The sequence below is a fragment of the Pseudomonas sp. UBA5706 genome, from assembly GCF_002419965.1.
Classification (GTDB): domain Bacteria; phylum Pseudomonadota; class Gammaproteobacteria; order Pseudomonadales; family Pseudomonadaceae; genus Aquipseudomonas.
In genome coordinates this window covers 29,607-53,862 of record NZ_DIHC01000051.1, presented here as the reverse complement: position 1 = coordinate 53,862, position 24,256 = coordinate 29,607, and the positions used below count along the sequence as shown (strand labels likewise).

15 protein-coding genes are annotated in these 24,256 nt (G+C 61.5%); 4 read left to right on the top strand and 11 right to left on the bottom strand.

The features are described 5' to 3' along the window. The 7 genes from B3I26_RS25025 to B3I26_RS24995 all read right to left on the bottom strand — a co-directional run. Positions 1-1,686: condensation domain-containing protein (locus B3I26_RS25025; protein WP_296261740.1), on the bottom strand; the 1,686-nt coding region annotated here is incomplete at its 3' end. Beyond that, entirely contained in the window at positions 1,686-11,432 is a 9,747-nt protein-coding gene (locus B3I26_RS25020) for a non-ribosomal peptide synthetase (protein WP_296261737.1), read from the bottom strand. The genes B3I26_RS25025 and B3I26_RS25020, both read right to left, overlap by 1 nt. A gap of 145 nt (positions 11,433-11,577) precedes the next feature. Next, complete coding sequence (locus tag B3I26_RS25015) at positions 11,578-12,906, bottom strand: lysine N(6)-hydroxylase/L-ornithine N(5)-oxygenase family protein (RefSeq protein WP_296261736.1); 1,329 nt, start codon at positions 12,904-12,906, stop codon at positions 11,578-11,580. Positions 12,907-13,067: 161 nt separating this feature from the next. Continuing rightward, on the bottom strand, positions 13,068-14,762 hold the full coding sequence (locus B3I26_RS25010; protein WP_296261734.1) for a multidrug ABC transporter permease/ATP-binding protein: 1,695 nt from the start codon (positions 14,760-14,762) through the stop codon (positions 13,068-13,070). A gap of 47 nt (positions 14,763-14,809) precedes the next feature. Further along, positions 14,810-15,379: a sigma-70 family RNA polymerase sigma factor gene (locus B3I26_RS25005; protein ID WP_296261732.1), complete on the bottom strand. Its 570-nt coding sequence runs from the start codon at positions 15,377-15,379 to the stop codon at positions 14,810-14,812. Positions 15,380-15,542: 163 nt separating this feature from the next. Continuing rightward, on the bottom strand, positions 15,543-15,905 hold the full coding sequence (locus B3I26_RS25000; protein ID WP_296261731.1) for a hypothetical protein: 363 nt from the start codon (positions 15,903-15,905) through the stop codon (positions 15,543-15,545). A 198-nt stretch (positions 15,906-16,103) separates the two neighbouring features. Next, a complete protein-coding gene (locus B3I26_RS24995; RefSeq protein ID WP_296261728.1) occupies positions 16,104-17,027 on the bottom strand; it encodes a Gfo/Idh/MocA family protein in 924 nt (307 codons plus the stop codon). 287 nt (positions 17,028-17,314) lie between these two features. Between B3I26_RS24995 and B3I26_RS24990 the strand changes: the two genes are divergently transcribed. Further along, positions 17,315-17,758, top strand: coding sequence for a hypothetical protein (locus tag B3I26_RS24990; RefSeq protein WP_296261726.1), 444 nt, complete (start codon positions 17,315-17,317; stop codon positions 17,756-17,758). Between the two features lie 67 nt (positions 17,759-17,825). Here the strand turns inward: B3I26_RS24990 and dusA are convergent, their stop codons facing one another. Next, a complete protein-coding gene (gene dusA, locus B3I26_RS24985; protein ID WP_296261725.1) occupies positions 17,826-18,827 on the bottom strand; it encodes a tRNA dihydrouridine(20/20a) synthase DusA in 1,002 nt (333 codons plus the stop codon). Positions 18,828-19,289: 462 nt separating this feature from the next. On the opposite strand from dusA, the gene tal reads away from it, so the two are divergent. After that, positions 19,290-20,216 carry a transaldolase gene (gene tal / locus B3I26_RS24980; RefSeq protein ID WP_296261722.1) on the top strand — a complete coding sequence of 309 codons (927 nt, stop codon included), beginning with the start codon at positions 19,290-19,292 and terminating at the stop codon, positions 20,214-20,216. 77 nt (positions 20,217-20,293) lie between these two features. Here tal and rssC read toward each other — a convergent pair whose 3' ends face one another. After that, positions 20,294-20,776, bottom strand: coding sequence for an anti-sigma factor antagonist RssC (gene rssC, locus B3I26_RS24975; RefSeq protein ID WP_296261720.1), 483 nt, complete (start codon positions 20,774-20,776; stop codon positions 20,294-20,296). After that, complete coding sequence (rssB, locus tag B3I26_RS24970) at positions 20,776-21,957, bottom strand: two-component system response regulator RssB (protein ID WP_296261718.1); 1,182 nt, start codon at positions 21,955-21,957, stop codon at positions 20,776-20,778. The genes rssC and rssB overlap by 1 nt, the downstream gene beginning before the upstream one ends. 268 nt (positions 21,958-22,225) lie before the next feature. Here rssB and B3I26_RS24965 point away from each other — a divergent pair, with 268 nt between their 5' ends. Beyond that, positions 22,226-22,525 (top strand): PilZ domain-containing protein, encoded by a 300-nt coding sequence (locus B3I26_RS24965; protein ID WP_296261716.1) that lies wholly within the window; start codon positions 22,226-22,228, stop codon positions 22,523-22,525. A gap of 98 nt (positions 22,526-22,623) precedes the next feature. Here the strand turns inward: B3I26_RS24965 and B3I26_RS24960 are convergent, their stop codons facing one another. Next, complete coding sequence (locus B3I26_RS24960; RefSeq protein ID WP_296261712.1) at positions 22,624-23,325, bottom strand: MlaA family lipoprotein; 702 nt, start codon at positions 23,323-23,325, stop codon at positions 22,624-22,626. 215 nt (positions 23,326-23,540) lie between these two features. Between B3I26_RS24960 and B3I26_RS24955 the strand changes: the two genes are divergently transcribed. Next, the gene (locus B3I26_RS24955) at positions 23,541-24,176 is read left to right on the top strand and encodes an HAD family phosphatase (RefSeq protein WP_296261710.1); all 636 of its coding nucleotides are present in this window, start codon (positions 23,541-23,543) and stop codon (positions 24,174-24,176) included. Positions 24,177-24,256: the final 80 nt, after the last annotated feature.

Sequence of the window (24,256 nt, the reverse complement as noted above, 5' to 3'; positions counted from 1 at the left end):
CACGCCCTGCCGGCGCAAGTAATGCGCCAACTGATTGGCCCGTTGATCCAGTTGCCGATACGTCAGCACCTGATCGCCACAACGCAAGGCTTCACGCTCGGGATGCAACTGCGCCAGACGCTCGAAATGACGATGCACAACGGGCTCATGTCCGTCTGCAAAAGAGCCCGCCCAATCCCGAGCGGTGTCATTCACCTGAATCAACTGCGCACGGTCCTGCGAATCGAGCAGCTCTACATCACCCACCGCTGCGTCTGGCCGTTCCAGCATCTGCGCGAACAGCTGCACGAAACGCGCATGCAGCCTCTCGACACTGCTGGCGTCAAACAGATCGGTAGCATAGTTCCAGTTGCCCGCCAGTTCGCCCGCTGCGTTCTCCCAGGTGTGCAGGGCCAGGTCGAACTGCGCGCTGCCGCTGTCCAGCGGCATCAGGGTGGCGTTCAGGCCGGGCATCAAGTGCAGCGCTTCGTCCTGACGCTGCTGATGGTTGTAGAGCACCTGGAACAGCGGGTTGTGGCTCAGGCTGCGCTCGGGTGCCAGGGCATCCACCAGTTGCTCGAACGGCAGGTCCTGATTGGCCTGGGCACCTTGTGAGGCCAGACGCACGTTGTCGATGATCTGATTGAAACTGGCGTCGGCATGGACCTCGCCACGCAGGATCTGGGTGTTGACGAAAAAGCCGATCAGGCCTTCGGTCTCAGCGCGCTGACGCCCGGCAATCGGCACGCCGATGCGCAGATCGTTCTGCCCGCTCAGGCGCTGCAGCAATACCTGATAAGCAGCCAGCATCACGGTGAACAGGGTCACGCCTCGTTGTTGGGCCAGTTCACGCAGGCGACCGGACAACGCTGCGTCGAAGCTAAATGGCAGTCGCGCACCGCGGAAACTCTGGCGCGCCGGACGCGGACGATCGACTGGCAATTCCAGCACAGGCGGTTCATCGCCCAACTGCTGCTTCCAGTATTCCAGCTGCCGGTCAGCCTCACCCGCTTGCAGGCACGCGCGCTGCCACAGGGCAACGTCGGCGTAGGTCAGCGGCAAGGACGGCAGCACGCTGCGGTCGCCTTCAAGTGACGCGCGATAAGCCTGCACCACATCCAGCAACAGCACCTGAATCGACCAGCCGTCGGCGATGATGTGATGCAGGCAGACCAGCAGCACATGCTCGTCCTCGGCCAGCCTGACCAACGCCACGCGCCACAGCGGGCCCCGTGCCAGATCGAACGGGCGCCGGGCGAACGCGTCAGCCAGCCCTTGCAGCTCGGTCTCGTCACCCGCCGCCAACTGCTCGAACGGCACCGGCTGCGATGGCTGAATCACCTGCTCGGGCGCGCCGTCTTCGGCGCTGTCGAACACCGTGCGCAGACTGGCGTGACGCTCGGCCACACGCTCGAACGCCAATTGCAGAGCGGCGACATCCAGCGCCCCCTTCAGACGCAGAGCGCCCGGCAGGTGATAGGTGCTATTGCCCGGTTCGAGCTGTTCAAGGAACCACAGGCGCTGCTGGGAGAACGAGGTCGGACTGCGCTCGCCTGCCACGCCGGACGGAATCGGCAGCGCCGAGGCATCCAGCCCCTGCTCGCGCAACTTGCCCAGAAACACCCGGCGCTGCGCTGCGCCAAGGCTGAGGAAACGGGTGGCCAACGCCAGCAGCTTGCTTTGCGAAGTCATGCTCGGTTGCGACATCAGTTGCTTTCCTCCAGCTCATTCATTAACTCGTCCAGGGCATCGAGCCGGTCGAGCGTCAGGGTCTGCCCCTGCAAGGTGTCGATCAGGGCCGCCTGTGCAGCGACAGTGGTGGCTTCGAAGGCCTGCGCCAGCGGAATGCTCACCCCCAGGCGCTCGCGGATCCGCGACAACAGACGCGTTGCCAGCAGCGAATGCCCACCCAATTCAAAGAAGTTGTCGTCGCGTCCGACCTGCTCGATGTTCAGCAGGCTCTGCCAGAGCTCGGCGAGAATCTGTTCACGCTCGCCCCGGGGCGCTTCGAAGCTGCGCTCATGCCACGTCGGTGAAGGCAGCGCCTTGCGATCAAGCTTGCCGTTAGCGGTGCGCGGCAGGCGTTCGAGCAGCATCACGTGCGCCGGCACCATGAACCCTGGCAACTCGTGAGCCAGTGCAGTTTTCAATAACGTGGCGAGCACGTCTGCGCTGAGCGCTGGTCGAGATTCAGCGACCACATAGGCCACCAGTTGCGGGCCGTGCGGCGTCGGTTGCGCACTGACCACGGCGTCACGCACGGCAGGCTGAGCCAGCAACAGGTTTTCGATTTCGCCCAGTTCGATCCGCTGGCCGCGGATCTTCACCTGAAAGTCAGCGCGACCGACGTATTCCAGCACCCCGTCAGCGTTCCAGCGCGCCAGATCGCCGCTGCGATACAACCGCGCCCCCGCCTCGCCGAACGGATCGGGCAAGAAGCGCTCGGCGGTCAGGCCCGGACGCGCGGCATAACCGCGTCCCACGCCCACGCCGCCGATGTACAACTCGCCCACCACGCCGGGGGCCGCCAGTTGCAGGCTCGAATCGAGCACGTACAACCGGTTGTTGTCGGTCGGGCGACCAATCGGCATGTGGACGTTGCCGGCCGGCGCGGCGGTCAGGGTGTGCAACGCCACATCGTCGGCGCACTCGGCCGGTCCGTAAGCGTTAACCAGCGGCACGTTCGGATAACGGGAGAACCAACGAGCGGCCAGATCCACGGTCAGCGCCTCGCCGGTGGGCAGCAGCCAGCGCAGGGCTTGGAGCGTGTGCGGCGCCACGGCGAGCATGCCGTCGATCACCGCCGGCACGCACTCCAGCACGCTGACCCCATTGGCCGCCACAGCTTCCAGAAGGCGCTGCGGATCGTGGACCACCAAGTCCGGCAGAATTTCCACGCGCCCGCCGAACAGCGGCGCGGTAAGGAACTGCCACACCGAAATATCAAAACCGGTGGCGGCGGTCTGCGCGATCACGTCGCCCTCGCCCAGCCGCAGATAGGGCAGCTTGGACATCTGGTTGTTGAGCATGCCGCGCTGATTGACCATTACCCCTTTCGGCTCGCCGGTGGAACCTGAGGTGTAAATCACATAGGCCAGTTGCTCTGCGCTGGCGTAACGGCCTGGGTTGCTGTCGCCATTGGTGTCCAGCAAGTCTTCGAGAATCAGCAGCCGAGGCTTGGCCTCGGCCAGTTGCAGAATCGCCTCGACCTGGGCCAGGCACTCCCGAGGGGTCAGCAACACCGGCGCGGCGCTGCTGCCCAACATGCGTGCGCTACGCCCCGCCGGATGGCGGTCGTCCAGGGCCAGATAGGCGCCACCGGCCTTGAATGCACCGACGATCATGCTCAGCAGCGGCAGGCCACGGGGAGCGAACAACGCCACCACGTCATCACCCTGCACACCGGCAGCGATCAGCCCGTGACCGATGCGGTTGGCCGCGCGGTTGAGTTGCTCGTAGCTCAGGCTTTGCCCCTGGCAGCGCGCCACTTCCAGCGCCGGGTGGGCCTGCACCCGAGATTCGAAACGCTCCAGGTAGCTGATGTCATACCAGTGCTTTTGCAGCAGTCCCTGACCCTGTTGCAGCAGCTGTTCGCGCTCGGTCTGTTGCAGGACCTGCAGTTGGCTCAACGTCTGCTGCGGGTTGTCGATCAGTTGCGTCAAGAGTCGACGCAAATGTGCGACCAGCGAGTTCATGTCCACATCGTTAAAGTGACGGGTGTCATAGGTCAGCTGCAATTGCAGTGACTCGCCCGGCAGCAAAACCACGGTCAACGGATAGTTGGTATGGGTCCGGTTAGCCAGCGGATTGATTCGGTATTCGTTCACGGCCTGCTGAACCTCGGCGCCCAACGGAACGTTTTCAAAGACGAACAGGCTGTCGAACAGCGGCTGGCCGCGCGGGGTGTCGGCCAACAGCTGAATGTCGGCCAGCGACAGGTGCTCGTGCTGGCGCATCTGGGCGTTCTGCGCCTGCAACGCGTTGAGCAGCTCCAGTGCCGAGGCGCCCATGCCCGAGCGTTTGATGCGCAGCGGCAAGGTGTTGATGAACAGCCCGAGCGCGCCTTCGATGCCCTCAAGCTCAGTCGGACGACCGGCCACGGTGACCCCGAACAAAACTTCTTCGCGGTCAGCGTGATGCATCAACACCAGCGCCCAGGCGGCTTGCACGAAGGTGTTGGCGGTCAGCCGATGCTGACGGGCCTGGTCGGCGAGTTTCGCGGTCTGGGCGTTGCCCAGGGCCAGCGTCACATCGCGCATCTGCGGCTCGCCTTGCGGGCTGTGGCGATAAGGCAGCGGCGTGACGTCGGTGAACCCGGCCAGCGCCTGGCGCCAGTACTGGCGGCTCACCGCTTCGTCCTGTTCGGCGAGCCAGGCCAAAAAGTCGCGATAAGGGCGCGCGGCCGGCAGACTCACGCGGCGACCCTCGAGGAAAGCGCGGTAATGGGCAAAGAACTCAGTGAGCATCAGGCCCCGGCACCACGCGTCGATCAGCGCGTGATGGTGGCTTTGGACGATGCGCAAATCCGCCTCGCCAAACTTGACCAGACGCAGGCGCAGCAACGGCGCACGGGCGAAGTCGAAGCCCTGCTCGCGCTCGGCGGCGAGGACCTCTTCCAGCTCGGCCTCGGCGGCGTCCCTAGACAGGTGACTGAGGTCGATCAGTTGCGCCGGTGACGGTACGCGGCGCATCACCACCTGGCGCTGCACGCCGCTTTCCAGCCCATGGAAAGCCGTACGCAATGCCGGATGACGCTGCACCACTTGCTGCCAGGCAAACGTGAAGGCTTGGAAATCCACCTCGCTGCCGACTTCGTACTGATCCTGCATCAGGTAGATGCCATTGCCCTGCTCCAGCAGGCTGTGCAGCAGAATCCCCTGTTGCATCGGCGCCAGCGGCAGGATGTCTTCAATGTCCCGCGCCGGAATCGCCAGGGTGTCCAGTTGCGCTTGATTGAGGCCAGCCAGCGGGAAGTCCGACGGGGTCAGACCGGCGTTGCGTTCGTCGCTGCAGTGGGCGATCAGGTGCAGCAATTGCTCGCGGTACGACGCCACCAGTCGCTCGATGGTCTGGCGGCTGAAACGCTCGCGGCTGAAGGTCCAATCCAGATGCAGCTGACCGTCGCGCACCTGACCGTCGACGGCCAAGGCGCTGGCCAGCGGGCCTTGGGGATCGCGCTGATGGGCAGGCGTAACGCTCGACAGGGCGAACAGCGCACCTTCGGAGCCCTCGAAGCGGTCATCGAAACGCCCGAGGTAGTTGAAAGTCACACCCTGCCCTGTCAGCTCCGGCAGATCAGTGCCTGCCAGGTATTTGAGCACCCCATAACCCAAACCCTTATCCGGCACGGCGCGCAGCGCTTCCTTGACGGCCTTGAGGGTGGCAACGGCGTCGCGGCCGGTCTCCAGCGCCAGCGGATAGAGGTTGGTGAACCAGCCGACGCTGCGGCTCAGGTCAAGCGTGCCGTCTTCGCGGCCATGGCCTTCAAGGCTGATGATGTGGCGATCGCGACCGGTCCACTGCGACAAGGCTTGCGCAAGCGCTGCCAGCAACAGGTCGTCGATGCGCGTGCGATAGGCGGCCGGGGCTTCGCTGAGCAAGCGCCGGGTGGCCTGTGCGTCGAGGGTCAGGCTGACCGTTTCGCCATCGCCCACCTTGCTCTGGAGGGAGGTGTCCCCCGGCAGGCAGGCGTCGGCCAACGCCAATCCCTGCCAATACGGCAGCTGCATGACCAGTTCCGGGCTGCGCGCCAGGTTCTGCAGGGAGTGCGACCAGCTTTGGAAGCTGGCGGTTTTCTCCGCCAGGGTGGCCGTTTGGCCAGCAACCAGACGGCTGTAGGCGTGCTGCAGGTCCTCCAGTAGCACGCGCCACGACACGCCATCGACCGCCAGGTGATGAATCGCCATGAGCAAGCGACCCTCGCCCGATGGCAAGCGCGCATGAACCACACGCAGCAAAGGTCCGGTTTCGATGTTCAGGCTGCGCTGAGCCTCGTCGCCCAGTGAAGCGAGGTCTTCCTGGCGAGTCAGCTCGCAGGTCCACAGCAGGCGCTCGGCGTTTTCGCTGTCGCGATAGCGTTGTTGCCAATGACCGTCGTCACCCTGATGGAAGCTCAGGCGCAGGCTGTCGTGCTGAGCCAGTAACACCGCAAGCGACTGTTGCAGCAACACCACGTCCAGCGCCCGGGGCAGATTCAATAACAGCGACTGGTTCCAGTGTTGACGATGGGTTATCGGCAAGGCGAAAAAGCGCGCCTGGATCGGGGTCAGCGCAAAGTCCCGCGGCGCCACCGGCGTAGCCACAGGCGCGGCGGCAGGCTTGGCTTCGGACAGCACGGCCACCTGGGCCAGCTCGGCGATGGTCTGCTTTTCGAACAGCTGCTTGGGTGTCAGGCGAATTCCCTGACGGCGCGCGCGCGCGATGATCTGCAGGCTGAGAATCGAGTCGCCACCCAGGCTGAAGAAATTGTCATGACGGCCCACGGCGTCGACATTCAGCGCGTTTTCCCAGAGCGCGGCCAACGTGGCCTCGACGCCTGCATGGGGGGCTTCGAAGCTCTGGGAAACCGCTTGCGGCACTGGCAGGGCAGCTTGATCGAGCTTGCCGTTGGCCGTGACCGGGAACGCCTCAAGCGTCAGCACGTGGCTGGGGACCATGTAGTCGGGCAGGCGTTCGGCCAGTTGTGCACGCAAGGTTTCGCCGTCGATCTGCACGCCTTTGTGGATCAAGCCATAAGCGATCAGTTGTCCGCGATCGTCAACCCGAACATGGGCATCACTGACCCCGTGGAGCTGACGCAAGCGCTGGGCGACTTCACCCAATGCCACGCGGTAGCCGCGCACCTTGACCTGATCGTCGGCGCGACCGAGGAATTCAATCTGCCCGTTGGCCAACAAGCGTGCCCGATCGCCACTGCGGTACAGGCGCGCACCGGCAACGCTTGGGTGTGGAACGAACACCGCCGCCGTCATCCCCGGACGATCGTGATAACCCCGTGCCAGCCCCGGACCGCCGAGGTACAACTCGCCGATGTCGCCCTGCACCACCGGTTCGAGTTGATCGTTGAGAATCAAGGCCACGACGTTGGGCAGCGGACGACCGATGGGTGCGCTGTCGCTTGACGTCTCAACGCCTGCCGGTGCGTCCGCCAATTCGTTGCTGAGCACACCAACGGTGGTTTCGGTCGGGCCGTAATGGTTGATCACGCGGCAAGACGGTTTCAGCCGCCTGACCTGCGCCACCAGCTCCCACGGCAACGCCTCGCCGCCGAGGAACAATGCCTGTTCCGGCAGCACATCGGCGGCATTGGCCGCTTGCAGCAGGCCATTGAGATGCGTCGGTACGATCTTCAACACAGCGATCTTATGGGCCGCCATGTAGGCGGCGAAGCGGTCGGCGTCGTGGGTGCGATCGGCACCGATCAGGTGCAACGTGCGGCCCGAGCACAAGGCACCGAACAGCACGGTATGGCCGAGATCGGCACCCACGGTGGAGACCATCGCCATACTCGCGTCGGGCGTAACGTCTACACGCTTGAGCAGGCCCTGAACGTAATCGGCCAGCGCCCCGTGACTGATGACTGCCCCCTTGGGCGTGCCGCTGGTGCCCGAGGTGTAGATCAGGTACGCCGCCTGCTGCGGGTGCAGCGCCAGGTTCAGCGCCGTGGCCGGTTGCGAGCGCCATTGTGCGTCGGCAGCAACGTCGATCACTTCACCGCTGAACCCGGAGGGGGCCGACCCGTCGCTGACCAGCGACCGTGCGCCACTGTCGGCAAGGACGAACGCCTGACGTTCCGCCGGCCATTTAGGGTCCAGCGGCACGTATGCCGCGCCGGTCTTGAGGATCGCCAGCAGGCCGACGACGAACTCCACCGACCGCTCCAGCAGCACGCCCACACGGCTTTCAGCACCCACGCCGACGTGCAGAAGATGTCGGGCCAGGCGATTGGCATCGGCGTCGGTCGTGGCAAAATCGACACCCCGCTGTTCCCCTTGCAAGGCGAGACGTTGCGGCTGCGCGCTGACGCTGGCAGCCCACAGGCTCAGCACATTCGTGGCCGGGAACGACAGGGTTTCGGCGTCCAGCCGCGAAGGCACGGCGGCGACCTGAAGATCGGCCAGACGCCGCGTCGGCTGCGCGACCACCTGTGCACAGATGCGCAACAGGTCGGCGGCGAAGCCGGCGATGCGCGGCTCGTCAAACAGGTCACAGGCGTATGTGAAGACAGCCTGAATGCCGTCGGCGCTGTCGGTAATGTCCAACCCCAGATCGAAGTGCGCGGAGAAGTCGTCCAACTGGTTGACGTCCATGCGCACGCTGCCCATTTCCACGTTCTGCGGCAGCGCGAACTGCTGGGTGAACTTCACCTGACACAGCGGGTTGTGGCTGAGGTTACGCGACACGCCCAGGGCTTCCACCAGCTGCTCGAACGGCAGGTCCTGATGGTGCTGGGCGCCGAGCGCGGTGCGTTTGACCGCGTCGATCAATGCACTGAACGACTGTTGCGGCGACACCTCGGTACGTAGCACCAGGGTATTGACGAACAGGCCGATCAGCCCCTCTGCCTCGGTACAGGTACGTCCGGCGACCGGAACACCGACGCGCAGATCGGTCTGGCTGCTGTAGCGCTGCAACAGGGTTTTGTAGGCCGCCAGCATGACCATGAACAGGGTCGCGCCATGGCTGCTGGCGAGGTCGCGCAGGCCCTGGCTCAAAGTGGTGTCCAAGGCGATGGCGTAACGCGCGCCGCGATGGCTCTGTTGCGCAGGACGCGAGCGATCCGCGGGCAGGGTCAGCACTGGTTGGGTGTCGCCCAGTTGTTCACGCCAATATCCAAGCTGACGCGCGCCCTCACCGCCGGCCAGACGCTCACGCTGCCAGGCGGCAAAGTCGGCATATTGAATAGGCAACGCCGCCAGCGCTGGAATCCGGCCCGTGGCATGGGCACTGTAGAGCGCCGCGAACTCCTTGAGGATGACCTGCACCGACCAGCCATCGCAGATGATGTGGTGCAGCACCAACACCAGTTGCTGCTGGTCCTGGCCCAGCCGCACGTTAAGCACGCGCCACAACGGCCCGGTCTGCAAATCCATTGGCCGTTCGACGGCCGCCCTGGCCAATTGGCCCAGGGCTTCAAGGGGTTGGGCGTGAAGGCTCAGATCGTGTTGCTCAATGACCACCGGCTGCGCGGCGTGGATGCGTTGCACCAGCACCTCATGGGCATCGATGGCAAAGGTGGTGCGCAAGCTTTCGTGGCGCGCAGCCAAGTCATCGAAACTGCGTTGCAGGGCGAGGTCATCGATGGCGCCTTTGAGGCTCAACTGGCCACAGAGGTGATAGGCAGCACTGTCCGGCTCCAGTTGCGCAAGGAACCATAGCCGTTGCTGAGCGAAGGATTGCTCGGGCGCGCTATCGCGGCCAATGCGCACGACTGCCGGCGCACGTTCGGCGCCGCGATCTTGCCGGGAGACGTGGGCGTTGAAAGCGCCAAGGGTCGGGTGTTCGAACAGGTGCGCAGGTTCGAGTTTCAGGCCCAATTCGCGGTTCAGGCGCGCCAGCACCTGCACCACGCCGACCGAGTCGCCGCCACGGGCGAAGAAGTGATCGCCAGCCGTCAGATCGTCCTTACCCAGCACCTCGCACCACGCAGCTAGCACCTCTGGCAGCAAAGGCTGGGCATCGGCTGCGCCCTCTTGACCCGGCGCATCCAGCAAGCGGCCGTCCTGCCAGAGGGCAAAACTGTCCAGGCTGCCGTTCTGCCAACCCACACGGCAGGCAGCGCGTTGCAATTTGCCGCTGGTGGTGCGTGGCAAGGCACCCGGTTCCAGCAGCACGATGACTTTCGGCGCTACCAGAAACAGCCCGCAAACAGCATCGCGCACCGCTTCGCAGATCATCTGCGGCTTCATCAGGCGCCGCACGTTGCGGCTGATTTCCAGTGTCAGCCCGACGCCTTCGACACCCTGCCCGTCGGTCACCGCAAAAGCGGCAATGCGCCCACGACGCAGCAACTCTACGTTCTTCTCCAGCGCCTGCTCGATGTCCTGCGGGTACAGGTTCTGGCCGTTGAGAATGATCAAATCCTTCAGGCGACCAGTGATAAACAGTTCGCCACCGCTGGCGATGCCGAGGTCGCCACTGCGCAACCAGCGATTGCCCTCTTGCTGCAAGAACGTCTGGGCGGTCGCTTCAGCGTTTTGCCAGTAACCCTGGGCAACACTCGGACCGGCAATCCAGATTTCGCCAACCTGCCCTTCAGGCAAGACCTGCTGCGTGGCAGGGTCGACGATGCGTATGTCGTGATCGTTGCGACACCAGCCACAGCCTGGCAGACGGCTGGTGGAGCTCCGGTTGGCGAACAGCGCTTCGTCGGCATCGCCCGCGGCCAGTTGGCTGCCATCGAAACGCTTGACGCCGAATGGCGCAGCGCGATGGGCAGCACTGACGAACAACGTGGCCTCGGCCAGACCATAACTGGGCGTCAGCGCACGGCGGTCAAAACCACCAGCGGCAAAATGCTCGCTGAAGGCGTCCAGGGTGGCGATACGAATCGGCTCGGAGCCGGAAAATGCCAGGCTCCAGTTGTCCAGCCTCAGACCCTTCACGGCATTGGGCTTGATGCGCTCCACGCACAGGCGGTAGGCGAAATCCGGGCCGCCGGAAAAAGTACCGTTGTATTGGCTCATCACCTCCAGCCAGCGCGCCGGACGGCCGAGAAAATAGTTCGGTGACATCAGCGTCAGGGTGCCGCCGTAATACAGCGGCAGCAGCAGGCCACACATCAGGCCCATGTCGTGATAAAGCGGCAGCCAGCTGACCCAGCTCTCGGTACAAGCGTCGGTGACGAAATGCCGGGCCATGGCGATTTCGTTGGCCATCAGGTTGTCGTGGGAGACCATCACCCCCTTCGGCGCGCTGGTCGACCCGGAGGTGTATTGCAGGAATGCCAGCGTCGAGGTGTCGATCAGCGAGGGCTGGAACGTGCCCTGCCCGTCGTGAACATCCTCGATGGCGATAAAGCGCCCGGCTGGCGGCATGAAGGGTTGCAACAGCGGTTGAAATTTATCCAGATCTTCGCGGCGGCCCAGCACCACGCCTGGCGCGGCGTCCTGAAGAATCCCGGTGAGCCTGTCCAGGTGCGTCTGGCGGTTGTACTCGGGGGCAAAAGCCGGCACGGCGATGATGCCGGCATACAGGCAACCCAGGAACGCGGCGGCATAGTCGGCGCCGGTCGGCAGAATGAGCACGCAACGCTCGCCTGCCTGGGCGCCGAGATGATGCTGCAATATGCCGGCGATGCAGCGCGCCTGCCGATCAAGCTGCGCATAGGTGGTCAGCAGCGGCTCATGGTCTTCGTGATAAACGTGTCGAAGGGCAACCCGGTCCGGCTGGCTCTGCGCATAAAAGCCCACCAGTTCGGGAAAATGCGCGGCCTGATCTCGTATGGATTTCATTCTTTCACCTATTTGTTTCGGCAAGGCTCAACCCACGGACGGCCGAACGGCCTGATCCGCAACGTTGTGAGAAAGGGTTGGGTGACCGTGAACGGCCACCGCTTTGACGGCTTGGGCCCGCCGGGCCTGAGTCAGCCGGCCTGAGTCAGCGCGCCAGCTTAAGCGCTACGCGCTCATGGGCAGGCGCCGGTCGGCTCGAACAGGGCTGCTCGTATTCGGCGAAGATCGATTCCACCACTTCCTGGGAGCGCACCGCCAAGACCGACAACAACGTGTCGCTCAGGCCGTGACTGTCTTCGCAGCACCCTTGCAGGAAGATTCCCGCTTCACTGCCGGCACGCAGCGCCAAGCGGTAATTGCGATCGACGCTCAAGCCCTGGATGCACTGTTCCAATCCCGCCAGCAGCTCCAGGTGGTAATCACGACGGTACCCGGTGGCCAGTACCACGACATCGAAGCGCTCGCTGTGCATCTGGTCATGGGGTGCGTCGCGCAGGGACAGTTCGATGCCGGCCGAAACGGCTTCAGCATGGGCCACTTCGCGATTGGTCAGCAGGCGGTGACGCTGCTCGCCACGGACCTTCTGCTGGTACATGCGCTGGAAGATGGTTTCGATGAGGTCGGTATCGACCACCGAGTAGTTGGTGTTGCGAAACTCGGCGAACAGCGCGCCACGGCGTTCTTCGCTGTGGTTGAAGATGGTGTCGGTGAACGAGGGGTTGAAGATCTGGTTGACGAAAGGACTGTCATCGGAAGGTTTCAACGCACTGCCGCGAATCACCAGGCTGGCCTCGACATTGTCGAACCGGCTGGCCAGGTCTTCGAAGATTTCCGCCGCGCTCTGGCCGCCGCCCACCACCGCCACCCGCACCGGGCCTGGGCGATTGGTCAGCAGTTTTTCAATGCCGCCGCGGTAGCCTGCCGAATGCAGGACGCGCGGGTCATCAAGCCCGTCGAACGCAGCAGGGGCCTGGGGAATGCCGCCGATGCCGAACACCAGATTGCGCGCACGGCGCCGGGAAACACCCCCGCCCGGCCCCCGGGACAGCACATCCACGGCCACAAACCGGCCGTCCTGGAAATGCGGCTCGACCGAGATCACCTCCTCGCCGTAATGCGCCTGCTCATTGAAGTGCGAAGCCGTCCAGCTCAGGTAATCGGTGTATTCCTCGCGGGTCGGGAAGAACGTCTTGAGGTTGATGAAGTCCTGCAGGCGCCCGTGCTCCTTGAGGTAGTTGACGAAGGTGAAACGGCTTGCCGGATTGCGCAGGGTTACCAGATCCTTGAGGAAGGAAATCTGCATCGTGGACCCGTCGATCAACATGCCTTCGTGCCAGTTAAACGCTGGCTTCTTCTCGAGGAAACACACCTGGGGCGCCAGACCATTGCGCAATGCATGCTCCTGGGTGGCAATTGCCAAAGCCAGGTTCGACGGGCCGAAACCAATGCCGATGTAGTCGTAGACCAGTTCCATGCTTTCCTCTCGTTAGGAGCGATGCGCGATCAGATTTGGCTAGGTGTGAGCGGTGTCACACGGGCCTTGGGGCAGTTCACGCGCATCGAAAATGAGTAAGACTGATTATCATTACAAAGACGCCTGAGCCTTTCGGCTGTTTAGTCTTTGCCGATGAAAAGCTACAAAGCCTTTGCGGTTTTCAACTCATACGCGCCACCGATTTCCTCCACGGCGTCGCGACTGGCGTTATCACGACGATCACCGTGCAACTCACTGAGTCGACCGGACTCCATCTTCACCAGTCGGTCGGCGAGGTCGAAATACTGGTCGTCGTGGCTAATGGCAAACACGGTGATCCCGGCGTTCTTGAACATCGGCAACAGCTCGCGATAGAAGAAGCGTCGGAACAGCGGATCCTGGTCGGCAGCCCACTCGTCCAGTAGCAGGATGTCGCGCTTTTCGAGTAACGCCAGCAGCAACGCCAGGCGCTTGCGCTGGCCTTGGGAGAAGCGCGTGTCGAGCAAGTGGCCGTCGCCGGTCTGCACCTTGTGCTTCATGTGCAATTGATCGAGCCAGTGATCGATCTGTACCGCGTCGGCATTTGCGCCGTCGGCCCCCAGCAGTTGCGAGAACAGGTGAAAATCAGTGAAGACACTGGCGAACAGGTGCCGGTAAGCCTGCCAGTCATCGGCGCCGATCAGTTGGCCGTCGATCAGGATCGAACCCGCCGATGGGCGATACAAACCGCTAAGCAAGCGCGCCAGACTGGACTTGCCGCTGCCATTGCCGCCCATCAAAAATACCGTTTCGCCGCGCCGCAGGGTCAGGCTGACCGGGCCGACATCGAAGCCTGGTTCATCGCCCTGTGCTGGGTAGCGGTACTCCACATCGCGCAGCTCCAGGGTCTGCCATTGGCCGGCGATGTGGCTCGGCGCGACCTCGAAGCCGTCATGATGCTCGGCCAGGGCCAGCGATTCGACCTTGTCCAGCGCCACGCGCCCGGAGATCTGCGCCGGAATCGCCGCGACCGCCAGCACCAGCGGCGTGCGCATGAACAGCACGGTCAGCGCATAGGTCGCGGCAACCTCGGTGGGCGCCCAGCCCAGGCCGTTGGCCAGGTAGAACGCCAGACCGATGGTGCCCAGCACCATGATATTGGCCCAGTTGCTTGCCAGCCCGTGATAGCGGTCCGCCAGGGTGAAATGCTGGCGATAGCGCAAGGCCGCGACGTCGAATGCCTCTTCGTACAGGCGGCGAGCGCGGTCGCGGTTGAGGGTCAGCTCCTTGCGCCCATCGATCACCCCTTGATAGCTCTGGTACAACTTGTCTTCGGACTCACGCAGCGCGCGAATATGAGCATTGAGCTTGCCCACCAACAGCCAGCCCACGCCGAGGGTAAACGTCATCCAGCACAGGGTAGTGACGAACAGCGAGGGTGACAGCCAGGCCAGGTAGCTGAACGCTGCCACGCTCAGCACCGAGCCATAGATCAGGTCTGGAAGCTGTACGAAGGCCATGGTCACGGCACGAATGTCACTGGAAAGACTGGCGAAGATCTTTGCCCCGCCAATGGCTTCGATACGTTCGATATCGGTGTCCAGCAGGCGCTTGACCATCACCCGGCGCAGGCCGTAGACGAAGCGATGACCCAACGCCGTCAGCGACAGCGATGCGCCGGATGCGAGGGCCAGCAGCAGCACCAGCATCAGGCCGAATTGCCACAGCGCTGTGCCCAGCCCCTCGTGGGTGCTGATCATGCGCTGGTTGACGAACGCAATGACGCCCACGCTCAACAGACCACTGCTGACGCTCAGCAGCAGCACCATTGCCAACGGCCAGCGGTATTGCTGGAAGACCAGGCGAACTAGTTTCATGAATGACTCCGAGCAGTGTAAGCAAAGGTAAGAAATGACTCGACGAGCTAGAGCTCACCCAGCCGCGCACGACAGTGAGACAGGGTGTCGCGCAGCAGGAAGTTGACCATGGTGGGCGACGTGCCAATGACCTTGGCCACATCACGTTGGGTGTAACCCTGGATCTGGCTGAGGTTGAAGACGATGCGCATGCGATTGGGCAGCTCGTTGAGCGCGCCGACCAGTTGGCTCAGCGACTCGCGACCTGCCAGCACGCGCTCGGGAGACATCTCGAAGCGAGGCTGCTCATCCAGCTCGGTTTCCACGCCGTGGTTGCGTTCTAGACGCTGGCGCCGCAGCCGGTCGATGGCCAGATTGCGCACCACACGGAACATGTAGCGGGCAGGCTCGATAGAGGACAGGTCGCTTTCGAGCATTTTCACGAAAGCGTCCTGCACCACATCTTCGGCACGAGCACGACAGCCGAGGAATTTTGCAGCCAGTCGCAGCAGCCCTTCACGATGGGTGTTGTAAGTCCCCATCAGCGCCTCAAGGCGAGGATCAATCGCTGCACCGGGCCCGCCCACACAGGTAGAGCCCAGGCGCAGCGGCCGGCTCGTCGCAGGACAAAAATCCATCTTGTTCGACATCCCTGGTTACAAAGGAATGCGAAGGATAACGTAAACGATTCTCATTGCAATGTAAGAAAATTTACCGACTGGTGAAACTTTCGTTATATGGAGAAGCCGCTGATCCACCGCGGAATAGCGGCCAAATACTGGCAACCCAGCTGCAGCCCGGTCATTTCAAGGCCACAGCTGTAATGACGCGCTGATGGAAACTACAAGCGTCTGGTTTGATGACGACGCGACCAATCAAAAAAATATATCGACCAGCAGACAAATCGAGCGTTGCCGAAGATCGACTTCGCCTCAACGCTAATGACCGACATGAACACATCGCCCGCTGCGCCGCCCGCTCGGGCACACAGGCTGAACCTTCCAGGACCACAAGGCTCAGTTGTTCAGAACGCACACTGACTGCCTGCACCGCAATTTTCATGGCTGTTGAGCCGGCAATGATCGGCGTCTTCACCCATCGATTGTATCGATAGCCAGTATGCACACGAGCGCCGTTCAATTTCCCTGCGCAGACCGGGATCATGGCGGCATCCATTAAGCGCGAACAAGGATTTCACCGATGTCAATCAACATGTCCATCCTGCTGATGCTGATCGTTTCCTTCTCCATTGCGTTGACAGGCGTAGGGCATCCTTGATCGGTGTCGATGATCGCTGATGCCCACGCCCCTCGCTTGCAGTGAGCTGGATTTCAGGCCAAGCGTCGTCAGCTCATCTACCGTTCACTCGTGAAACTCGGCCACTGCTCGAGTGTTCCCCACGAAAAAGCTGTCTGCCACGATCCGCAATGGCTGCAGGTCCAGATCACTTTGACGATCGGCGACCAACTGCGCGAAATACCGGTACATCGCCGGGTACTCGCCCTCCTCCGATACGCTCTGTGTCACGCCGTCGATGCTGATCGACGCGCCGCCTGCGTCCAATTGCAGCAGGCCTTGTTCGCTGTGCAGTTCGATGCGCCATAGTTCGTCGTCACCGTGATCAAAGTCGAATTCGGCCCGCACCTGAACCTGTTCACTGCGCATCTGCAGCGATGCTGAAATGGGCGACTGGCAGTTAGTCGGCACGCTCAAGGCGGCAGACTCGACGAACAGCGGACCCGGTAACAAATCAGTGACGATCGACAGCGCATTGATGCCCGGATCGAACACCCCCAGTCCGCCCGGCTGCCATATCCAGCCTTGCCCGGGGTGCCATTTGCGCACCTGCTCCTTCCATTGGACGTGCACCTGGTTCAAGGTCTTGCCCTTGAGCCAGGCCTTGGCACCGCTCACGCCGGGGGCGAAACGCGAGTGCCAGGCGAACAGACCTGTGACGCCAGCCCGGGCAACCTCATCGGCCAGTGCGATGGCCTCGCCCAGGGTCGAGCACGGCGGCTTTTCCACGAGCACGTGCTTGCCCGCCTTAAGCGCCTGCTGAACCAGCGCAAAACGCCCTTGCGGTGGCGTGCAGAAGGCGATGGCATCCACCTCGGGACTGTGAGCCAGCAGTTCGGTCAGAGAACTGAAGTTGTCGACGCCCGGACAAGGCTGCCCCAACGTCGCCACCGCCACCAGTTCGAACCGCGTATTGCCGCGGATCGCCGGAACGTGCTGGTCCTGCGCGATCTTGCCGTAACCGACCAGCCCTAAACGAATCGGATGCATCGATGACTCCTGTGATGTTTTCGTTATTGTTGAGGCGCCCCGAGACCGAACTGCCAACACCCGAGCCGCTTCACACATCCCGGCTATCATAGCGGGCGGGCCGATACGCAAGAAAGGGCCGACAATGACGGTTCTCGTCAGGGCGTCGGCCGCCGTCGAGCAGGGAGTCGCCCGGCCAGGTAAAAGCTTGTAGGATGCCCTGTGCACGCTGCATCACAGGCCCAGTATCAAGCGACCGTCGGCGGACGTTCGCCTACCATCCAGACAGGAAGTACGGAGCAATCGGCATGACACAGCAGCCCGTCATGATTGTGGCAAAACGCATCACCCTCGCCTTTCTCGTCGCCGCCATGCTCCACGGTTGCGCCTCTCAACCCACGGGGCGCCAGTGTTTCGACAATTTCCGCACCGACGGCAACATCCTGGTCGGCAAAAGCTTTACCACTTACGCCTATCTGCCCGACACCTCATACAAAAGAGCCTTCAAGAACGTCAACAGCATACTGACGACCGAAGGCTTTCAAATGAAGGTTTCCAATCCTGAAAGCGGCATCATCAACGTTTATCAACAAGTCAGCTCCAGCAAGATCGCACCGCTCAATGCGCTGGTGGAAAAAGCCGGACGTGGCTCGAAGGTCACCATGACCTTCGTCACCCAGGCCGGGCTGTACACGACTGAAGACCAAGCGCGGGAGCATTTTTGCGATTATCTGGATCGGGCGGCGAAGTGAACGGTTGATGGGGCGGATCCGGTGAGGACGAAACCTACCGTCACGGCATTCAGAGGCGACTGAAGACTCACCGCCCCTCCAGTAACTGCCCCGCCTTATCCAGCAACCCTATCGGATCGTCAGTCTTGTGAATGTCAACTGACAGCAATTGGCGGAATTTGCGCGCGCCTGGGAAACCGGTGCCCAAGCCGAGCACGTGGCGGGTGATGTGGTGCATTGCGCCACCGTCACGCAGATGGGCTTCGACATAGGGGCGCAGTTGAGCGATTGCCTCGGCGCGAGTGATCTGGGCAGCGCTGGTGCCAAACAGTTCGCGGTCGACTTCGGCCAGCAGGTACGGGTTGTGATAGGCCTCGCGACCCAGCATCACGCCGTCGAAAGTCTGCAGGTGATCCCGGCACTGCTCAAGGGTCTTGATGCCGCCGTTAAGGACGAACTCAAGGTCCGGGAAATCCTGCTTGAGCTGCGCCGCAACGTCATAGCGCAACGGCGGAACGTCACGGTTTTCCTTCGGCGACAGGCCTTCGAGAATGGCGATCCGCGCGTGCACGGTAAAACGCGTGCAGCCTGCGTCGCGTACGGTAGCGACGAATTCGCAGAGCTGTTCGTAACTGTCACGGCCATTGATGCCGATCCGGTGCTTGACGGTCACCGGGATCGACACCGCATCGCGCATGGCCTTGACGCAATCGGCAACCCGTTGCGGATGCCCCATCAATACTGCGCCGATCATATTGTTCTGCACCCGATCACTGGGGCAGCCGACGTTCAGATTGACCTCGTCATAACCTGCCGCTTGCGCCAGGCGCGCACAGGCCGCAAGGTCTGCCGGATTGCTGCCTCCCAACTGCAACGCCAGTGGATGTTCGGTCTGATCGTGGCGCAGGAAACGCTCGGCATCGCCATGCAGCAATGCACCCGTGGTAACCATTTCGGTGTACAGCAGCGCATGCCTGGACAGCAAACGCAGGAAAAACCGGCAATGGCGATCGGTCCAATCCATCATGGGGGCAACGGAAAAGCGATGGGAAGGTTCGGCGGGCGGGCTGGCGGTACGTGGAGTGGTCATGGGCAACATGTGCGATCGGCAGGTCAGGCGTGATGGGCGCGCAGTTTACCAGCTTGGACGATTGCGCTGTAGAAGATCCCTGTACACCCCGCGCCAGTGCGGGCATCAGCCGCGACGCCCGAAGCAGTAGATGCCTGCCTGCCGTCGTCGGTTATACCTGTCAGCCACTGCCGCGCTTCGCATGGCATGTCAGAGCGACGATAGATGACGGTTGCGGGAACGACTGATGCCGTCCATGCTCAAACCAGTCTGGATCGAGTATCCGCCCTCCTCGGGAACCGATGATCACGAACCCGCAAAGACTGAAAAAAATCTCATGTCGCGCCGGTTGGTGGCTGAACTGCAGGTCTGCTGTTTGCGCAAACGCAGGCGTCTAACTCAGCGTATCTGTTGCGGTTTGCGCCCTTGAGTGACCGGCGGCGCTCGGGTAATGTCGTCAAACCCACAGGATAGAGCACGCTCATGACTTCCAAGCTGGAACAACTCAAACAGTTCACTACCGTGGTCGCCGACACCGGCGATTTCGCCGCCATTGAAAAGCTCAAGCCGGTTGATGCCACTACCAACCCTTCCTTGTTGCTCAAGGCAGGCTCGAATGACAGCAACGCTGACCGCCTCAAGGAAGCCTTCAGCGGTGCAGAGGGCGATATCGATCTGGCCAGCGACCGTTTTGCCGTCGCCATTGGTCGCGAAATCCTCAAAGTGGTGCCAGGCCGTGTTTCCACCGAAGTGGATGCACGCCTCTCCTTCGACACCAAGGCCTGTATCGCGCGCGCCGAACGTCTGGTGGGCTTGTATGAAGACTTCGGCATTGGCCGTGATCGGATCCTCATCAAGCTGGCGTCGACCTGGGAAGGCATCAAGGCTGCCGAGCAACTGGAAAGGAATGGCATCCAGTGCAACCTGACCCTGCTGTTTTCCTTCGCCCAGGCACAAGCTTGCGCCGACGCTGGCGTGTTCCTGATTTCGCCATTCGTGGGTCGTATCTACGACTGGTACAAGAAGGCCGAAGGCAAGGAATACGTAGGGGCCGAGGACCCGGGCGTGAAGTCCGTGACCCGCATCTATAACTATTACAAGGCCAATGACTACAAGACTGTGGTCATGGGCGCCAGCTTCCGTAACCTGAGCCAGATCGAAGAGCTGGCAGGCTGCGATCGCTTGACCATCAGTACCGAATTGCTGCAAAAGCTTTCGGAAGACAACGGTACGCTGACTCGGAAACTCAAGCCAGGCAATGGCGGTGAACCACGCCAGAAGCTGGACGAAAGCCAGTTCCGCTGGGCGTCCAACGAAGACGCCATGGCCACCGAGAAACTGGCCGAGGGCATTCGTCAGTTCGCTCGCGACCAGGAAAAACTCGAAGCATTGCTCAGCGCCAAGAAGTAAAACGCAAAAAGGGCGGCACCTGACCGGTGCCGCCCTTTTTCATGCTCGCGATTCGTGTTGGCAGTTAACGATTTAGCTTATCGATGCTCAAGGGCGTTGACCAAATCGCGAAAGGCTTCGCGATTGGAGTCATTGAGACCCATCAGAATCTTGTGCGCTTCCAGTACCTTGGCCTTGACCACATCCTCGCACTGGTCCTGCGACGGCAGGTCGCTCAGCGTCTCCGGGCGCGGGATCGGCCGACCCACGATATTGAACACCTGATCGAAACCCATCGACTGCAATAGCCGCGTGATGTCCTCGTGGGTCGTCACGACGGTGGGCAACAGCCCGGCTTTCTGCCGCGACAGAATCGACAACTTGGCAAGCAGGCCCAAGGTGGTGCTGTCAATGCTTCGGGTTTCAGTCAGATCGATCACCACGGTCGAAAAATTCATCGAGGTGAAGATCCGTTCGATCGTCGCATCCAACGCCGAGCAAAGAGTCAGGCGCACTTCACCCACGAACTTCAGGACGAAGGTGCCATCTTGCTCGGCAAACTGGATTCTACCGGTACTCATTAAAGGTTCCTGCTCAACACTAGCAAGGCGATATCATCCGGCATCTCCCCGAGTGTGGCCAATCCAAACTTACGCCGCAGACCATCCAGGCTGCCGCCCGCCGCTTTCACCAATTCAGGCAAGTTGGCTTCTTTCTCTTTGAGTGTATCACCGGGTAACAGGTCCAGAATGCCATCAGACAGCAGGGTCAGACTGAAAGATTCGGGCAGATCAAGGACGTGGTCCGAATAAGTCGCTTCATTAAACAGCCCCACCGGCAAACCACGGCCTTCCAGATAGCGGGTTTCGCCCGGCGTATACAGCACAGGAAGCGGTAAATGCCCGCCTACGCTGTAGGTCAACTTGCCGCTCTGCTCATCGATCACCCCGCCGACCATCGTCACATGCTTGCCCAGCTTGCAGCTGATCAGACCCCGGTTGATGTGCCCCAGCACCTCGGAAGGCTTGAATTCGGGCAAGGTGCCGCCGCGCTTTGATTCGAACAGCAAGCGCGTGGTCATGAACTTCAGCAATACGGTGATGAATGCGGATGACGCCCCGTGTCCTGAAACGTCGGCAAGGTAAAACGCGACCCGACGCTCATCGACGCGGAAGTAGTCCACGAAATCACCCGAGAGATACAGCGACGGAATGATTTCGTGCTCGAATTCGAACGAATCAATAGCCCAGGGGTTGGTCGGCAGCATGTTCATCTGCACCTGACGACCGGCGTCCTGATCCTCCTGCAGCAGATGCAGGCTGGCTTCGAGCTCGCGGTTGGCGGTCTCGAGTTTCTGGCGGTACAGCTGGTTCTCCTGCAACAACCGCGCACGGTCCAGCGCTCGCTTGACCGAATGTTCGAGCACGGCGAGGTCTTCCAGCGGTTTGATCAGGTAATCGGCCGCACCAAGACGCAACGCTTCAACAGCATCGCTCATGACGCCTGCGCCCGAGACCACGATCACCGGGGTCTGCGGCGCAAGGCTGGTCACTTGACGGATAAGCTCCAAGCCGCCCACTTGAGGCATGCGCAGGTCGCAGATCACAAGATCAGGCTGTTTCTGCTCGAAGGTCTGTAGACCTTGCAGGCCATTGCTGGCCTGCAAGACGCTAAACCCACTGTCTTCCAAGTAGGCCGCAAGACTCGCGCGCACCACTTCGTCGTCATCGATAATCAGCAGCGTGGCACTGGTTTTTTGCATGTGGGCAAACGGCGCCAGATTAGGTTGGCGTATACGCCGGGATTCTGTCCGGGCTGCATACTGGATTCGCTTCTAGCCTCTCTGCGTCAAAGGTAGCGGACTTTTGGTCCAACGCTGCGCTTATCAGAGGTGCCCTTCAAGGCGCAGACGGTACTCCCATCCGCCGGGTGTTTCAAGCGTGCTCCAGCGGTCGGCCAACGTCTTTACATCACAAATCGCCCGGAGTTATAAGAACCTTTAAATCAGCAACAAAAATGAAGGATGCACCATGGGCCAGCTCGATCGCGACTACGCAGAGAAACGAGATTACATCCGCATGCGGGTCGACGCGGACATCAGCCTGATTTATGCAGGCCAGATTATCCCGGCCGTTTGCGTGGATTTATCCAGCTCGGGCATGCAAATACAGGCGCCCCGCTCGTTCAAGGTCGGCGACCGGCTGAGTGTGCGGATCGAGTCCGAACACGCCGCGCTCAAAGGGCTGGAGGCCGATACCGAAGTGGTGTGGATCGCCGATCTGGACGGCGGGGAACAGAAGCTGGGGCTGACTATTCTGACAATGAAGTGATATCCATTGGCGAATGGCTTCACGATTTTTAAGCGTGCTGAAAAAACAAAGGCGACCGGAAAGTCGCCTTTGTTGCTTCTGCGTAACGCGGCGTCGACTCAGAAATCGTCAACGACCTTGCCATCCTTGACCTTGAATTCCCGGTTCTGCAGGTAGGCGTTACGAATGAAGATGTACTTGTCGCCGTTGATAAGCTTTTCAGCCGACAGCAAGCTTGCACGGGTGTCTACCACACTCACGCCAAACGCCGTGTTGCGGGTCGGCACGTAATCGACGTAACGGTACGGCTGGGTGTAGGTGTCCGGGTACTTGGCAAAGGCGTCACGCACGGTACTTGGGCCGAAGAACGGCAGCATGACGAACGGACCGCTTTCCACGCCCCAATGGCCGAGGGTCTGGCCAAAGTCTTCGTCATTGCGCTGCAGGCCCATCTTGGTGCCGACATCGAAGAACCCCAGCAAACCGAAGGTGGTGTTGAAGATCAGGCGTGCGGTATCCACACCCGCGGCCTCAGGCTTGGCCTGCAGCACGTCGTTGGCAAAGTTGGTCACCTCGCCAATGTTCTTGAACATGTTATGAATGCCGTCTTCAAGAAACTGCGGCGTGATGAACTCATAACCTTGGGCAATGGGTTTCAACGCATAGGTGTCGACGGTGTCGTTGAAACGAAAGATGGCGCGGTTGACGCCTTCCCATGGGTCTTCTTCAGCGGCCTGAGTGGCCATTGGCACCAAGGCAAGACCGGCCCAAAAACACGTTCGAGCCAGACGATTGATAAAGCCTGCACCGGTCACGGGCATAGCTGGGACTCCCAGTCAAAGTGATGAAGCGGGCGCTACGCCCTCAAACCAAAGGCCAGAGTATAAAGCCTTCTGTAAATATTTACGTCGCTCAAAAGCGTCGCACGTTTGTCAGCGGTTAATCGTCGCTGACGATGTCACGCTTAAGTCATCGCTTTGTCATGGGATTCCCTTAGCGTCACTGGCATTGGATCAGCCGTTTGAGAGGGAATTCCATGCTCGCCCCCGTCGCCGTGCAAGCCCCGTCGTTCACTGCCGTGCTCTTTGGCCTGAGTGGCTGCCTGGTCGATTTCGGCGCACAGGTGCGTACCGTGCGCAGCAGCGATGGAAAATCATTCCTGTCCGAGGATATGCAGCGCTTTACCACGCCGACACCCGGCGCTCTCGACGCGTTAAAGAATCTGAAGCAGCGAGGTATTCCCTGCGCCTGGATAGAGGAATACCCGGTCAGCATCGCCCACCAACTGGCGATCTCGCTCGAAGGCCTGGTGGTGGGCAGCCCGGCTCCAAACAGTCGTTGGCCCGCTCCGGACGCCTGCTGGCAGGCATTGATGGGCCTGAACGTTGCCCACCTTGACGGTTGTGTATTGGTCAGCGGCGATCCTCGCCTGCTCATGGCCGGGCTGAACGCGGGTGTGTGGACGATCGGCCTGGCATCCTGTGGCCCACTGTGTGGGCGATCCCCGACGCAGTGGGAGGCACTGAGCGATCTGCAACGCGAGCGCCTGCGGGGCCGCGCGACCCTGGAGCTGTACGCTGCCGGAGCGCATTCGGTCATCGATCATCTGGCAGACCTGGAATCGTGCCTGGCGGACATTGCGCTGCGCCGCCTGAAGACCGAAAAGCCTTGATTGATCAGCATCATGCACGCTGCTCCATAGTGGATTAGTCTTACCCGATAAGGACCTTTGCCCACGCATTGCGGTCCATG

Excerpts from the sequence above, each read along its gene's own strand:
- B3I26_RS25020 (WP_296261737.1), bottom strand. The coding sequence starts at position 11,432 with ATGAAATCCATACGAGATCAGGCCGCGCATTTTCCCGAACTGGTGGGC.
- B3I26_RS25015 (WP_296261736.1), bottom strand. The coding sequence starts at position 12,906 with ATGGAACTGGTCTACGACTACATCGGCATTGGTTTCGGCCCGTCGAAC.
- B3I26_RS25010 (WP_296261734.1), bottom strand. The coding sequence starts at position 14,762 with ATGAAACTAGTTCGCCTGGTCTTCCAGCAATACCGCTGGCCGTTGGCA.
- B3I26_RS25005 (WP_296261732.1), bottom strand. The coding sequence starts at position 15,379 with ATGGATTTTTGTCCTGCGACGAGCCGGCCGCTGCGCCTGGGCTCTACC.
- B3I26_RS25000 (WP_296261731.1), bottom strand. The coding sequence starts at position 15,905 with ATGATCCCGGTCTGCGCAGGGAAATTGAACGGCGCTCGTGTGCATACT.
- B3I26_RS24995 (WP_296261728.1), bottom strand. The coding sequence starts at position 17,027 with ATGCATCCGATTCGTTTAGGGCTGGTCGGTTACGGCAAGATCGCGCAG.
- B3I26_RS24990 (WP_296261726.1), top strand. The coding sequence starts at position 17,315 with ATGACACAGCAGCCCGTCATGATTGTGGCAAAACGCATCACCCTCGCC.
- dusA (WP_296261725.1), bottom strand. The coding sequence starts at position 18,827 with ATGACCACTCCACGTACCGCCAGCCCGCCCGCCGAACCTTCCCATCGC.
- tal (WP_296261722.1), top strand. The coding sequence starts at position 19,290 with ATGACTTCCAAGCTGGAACAACTCAAACAGTTCACTACCGTGGTCGCC.
- rssC (WP_296261720.1), bottom strand. The coding sequence starts at position 20,776 with ATGAGTACCGGTAGAATCCAGTTTGCCGAGCAAGATGGCACCTTCGTC.
- rssB (WP_296261718.1), bottom strand. The coding sequence starts at position 21,957 with ATGCAAAAAACCAGTGCCACGCTGCTGATTATCGATGACGACGAAGTG.
- B3I26_RS24965 (WP_296261716.1), top strand. The coding sequence starts at position 22,226 with ATGGGCCAGCTCGATCGCGACTACGCAGAGAAACGAGATTACATCCGC.
- B3I26_RS24960 (WP_296261712.1), bottom strand. The coding sequence starts at position 23,325 with ATGCCCGTGACCGGTGCAGGCTTTATCAATCGTCTGGCTCGAACGTGT.
- B3I26_RS24955 (WP_296261710.1), top strand. The coding sequence starts at position 23,541 with ATGCTCGCCCCCGTCGCCGTGCAAGCCCCGTCGTTCACTGCCGTGCTC.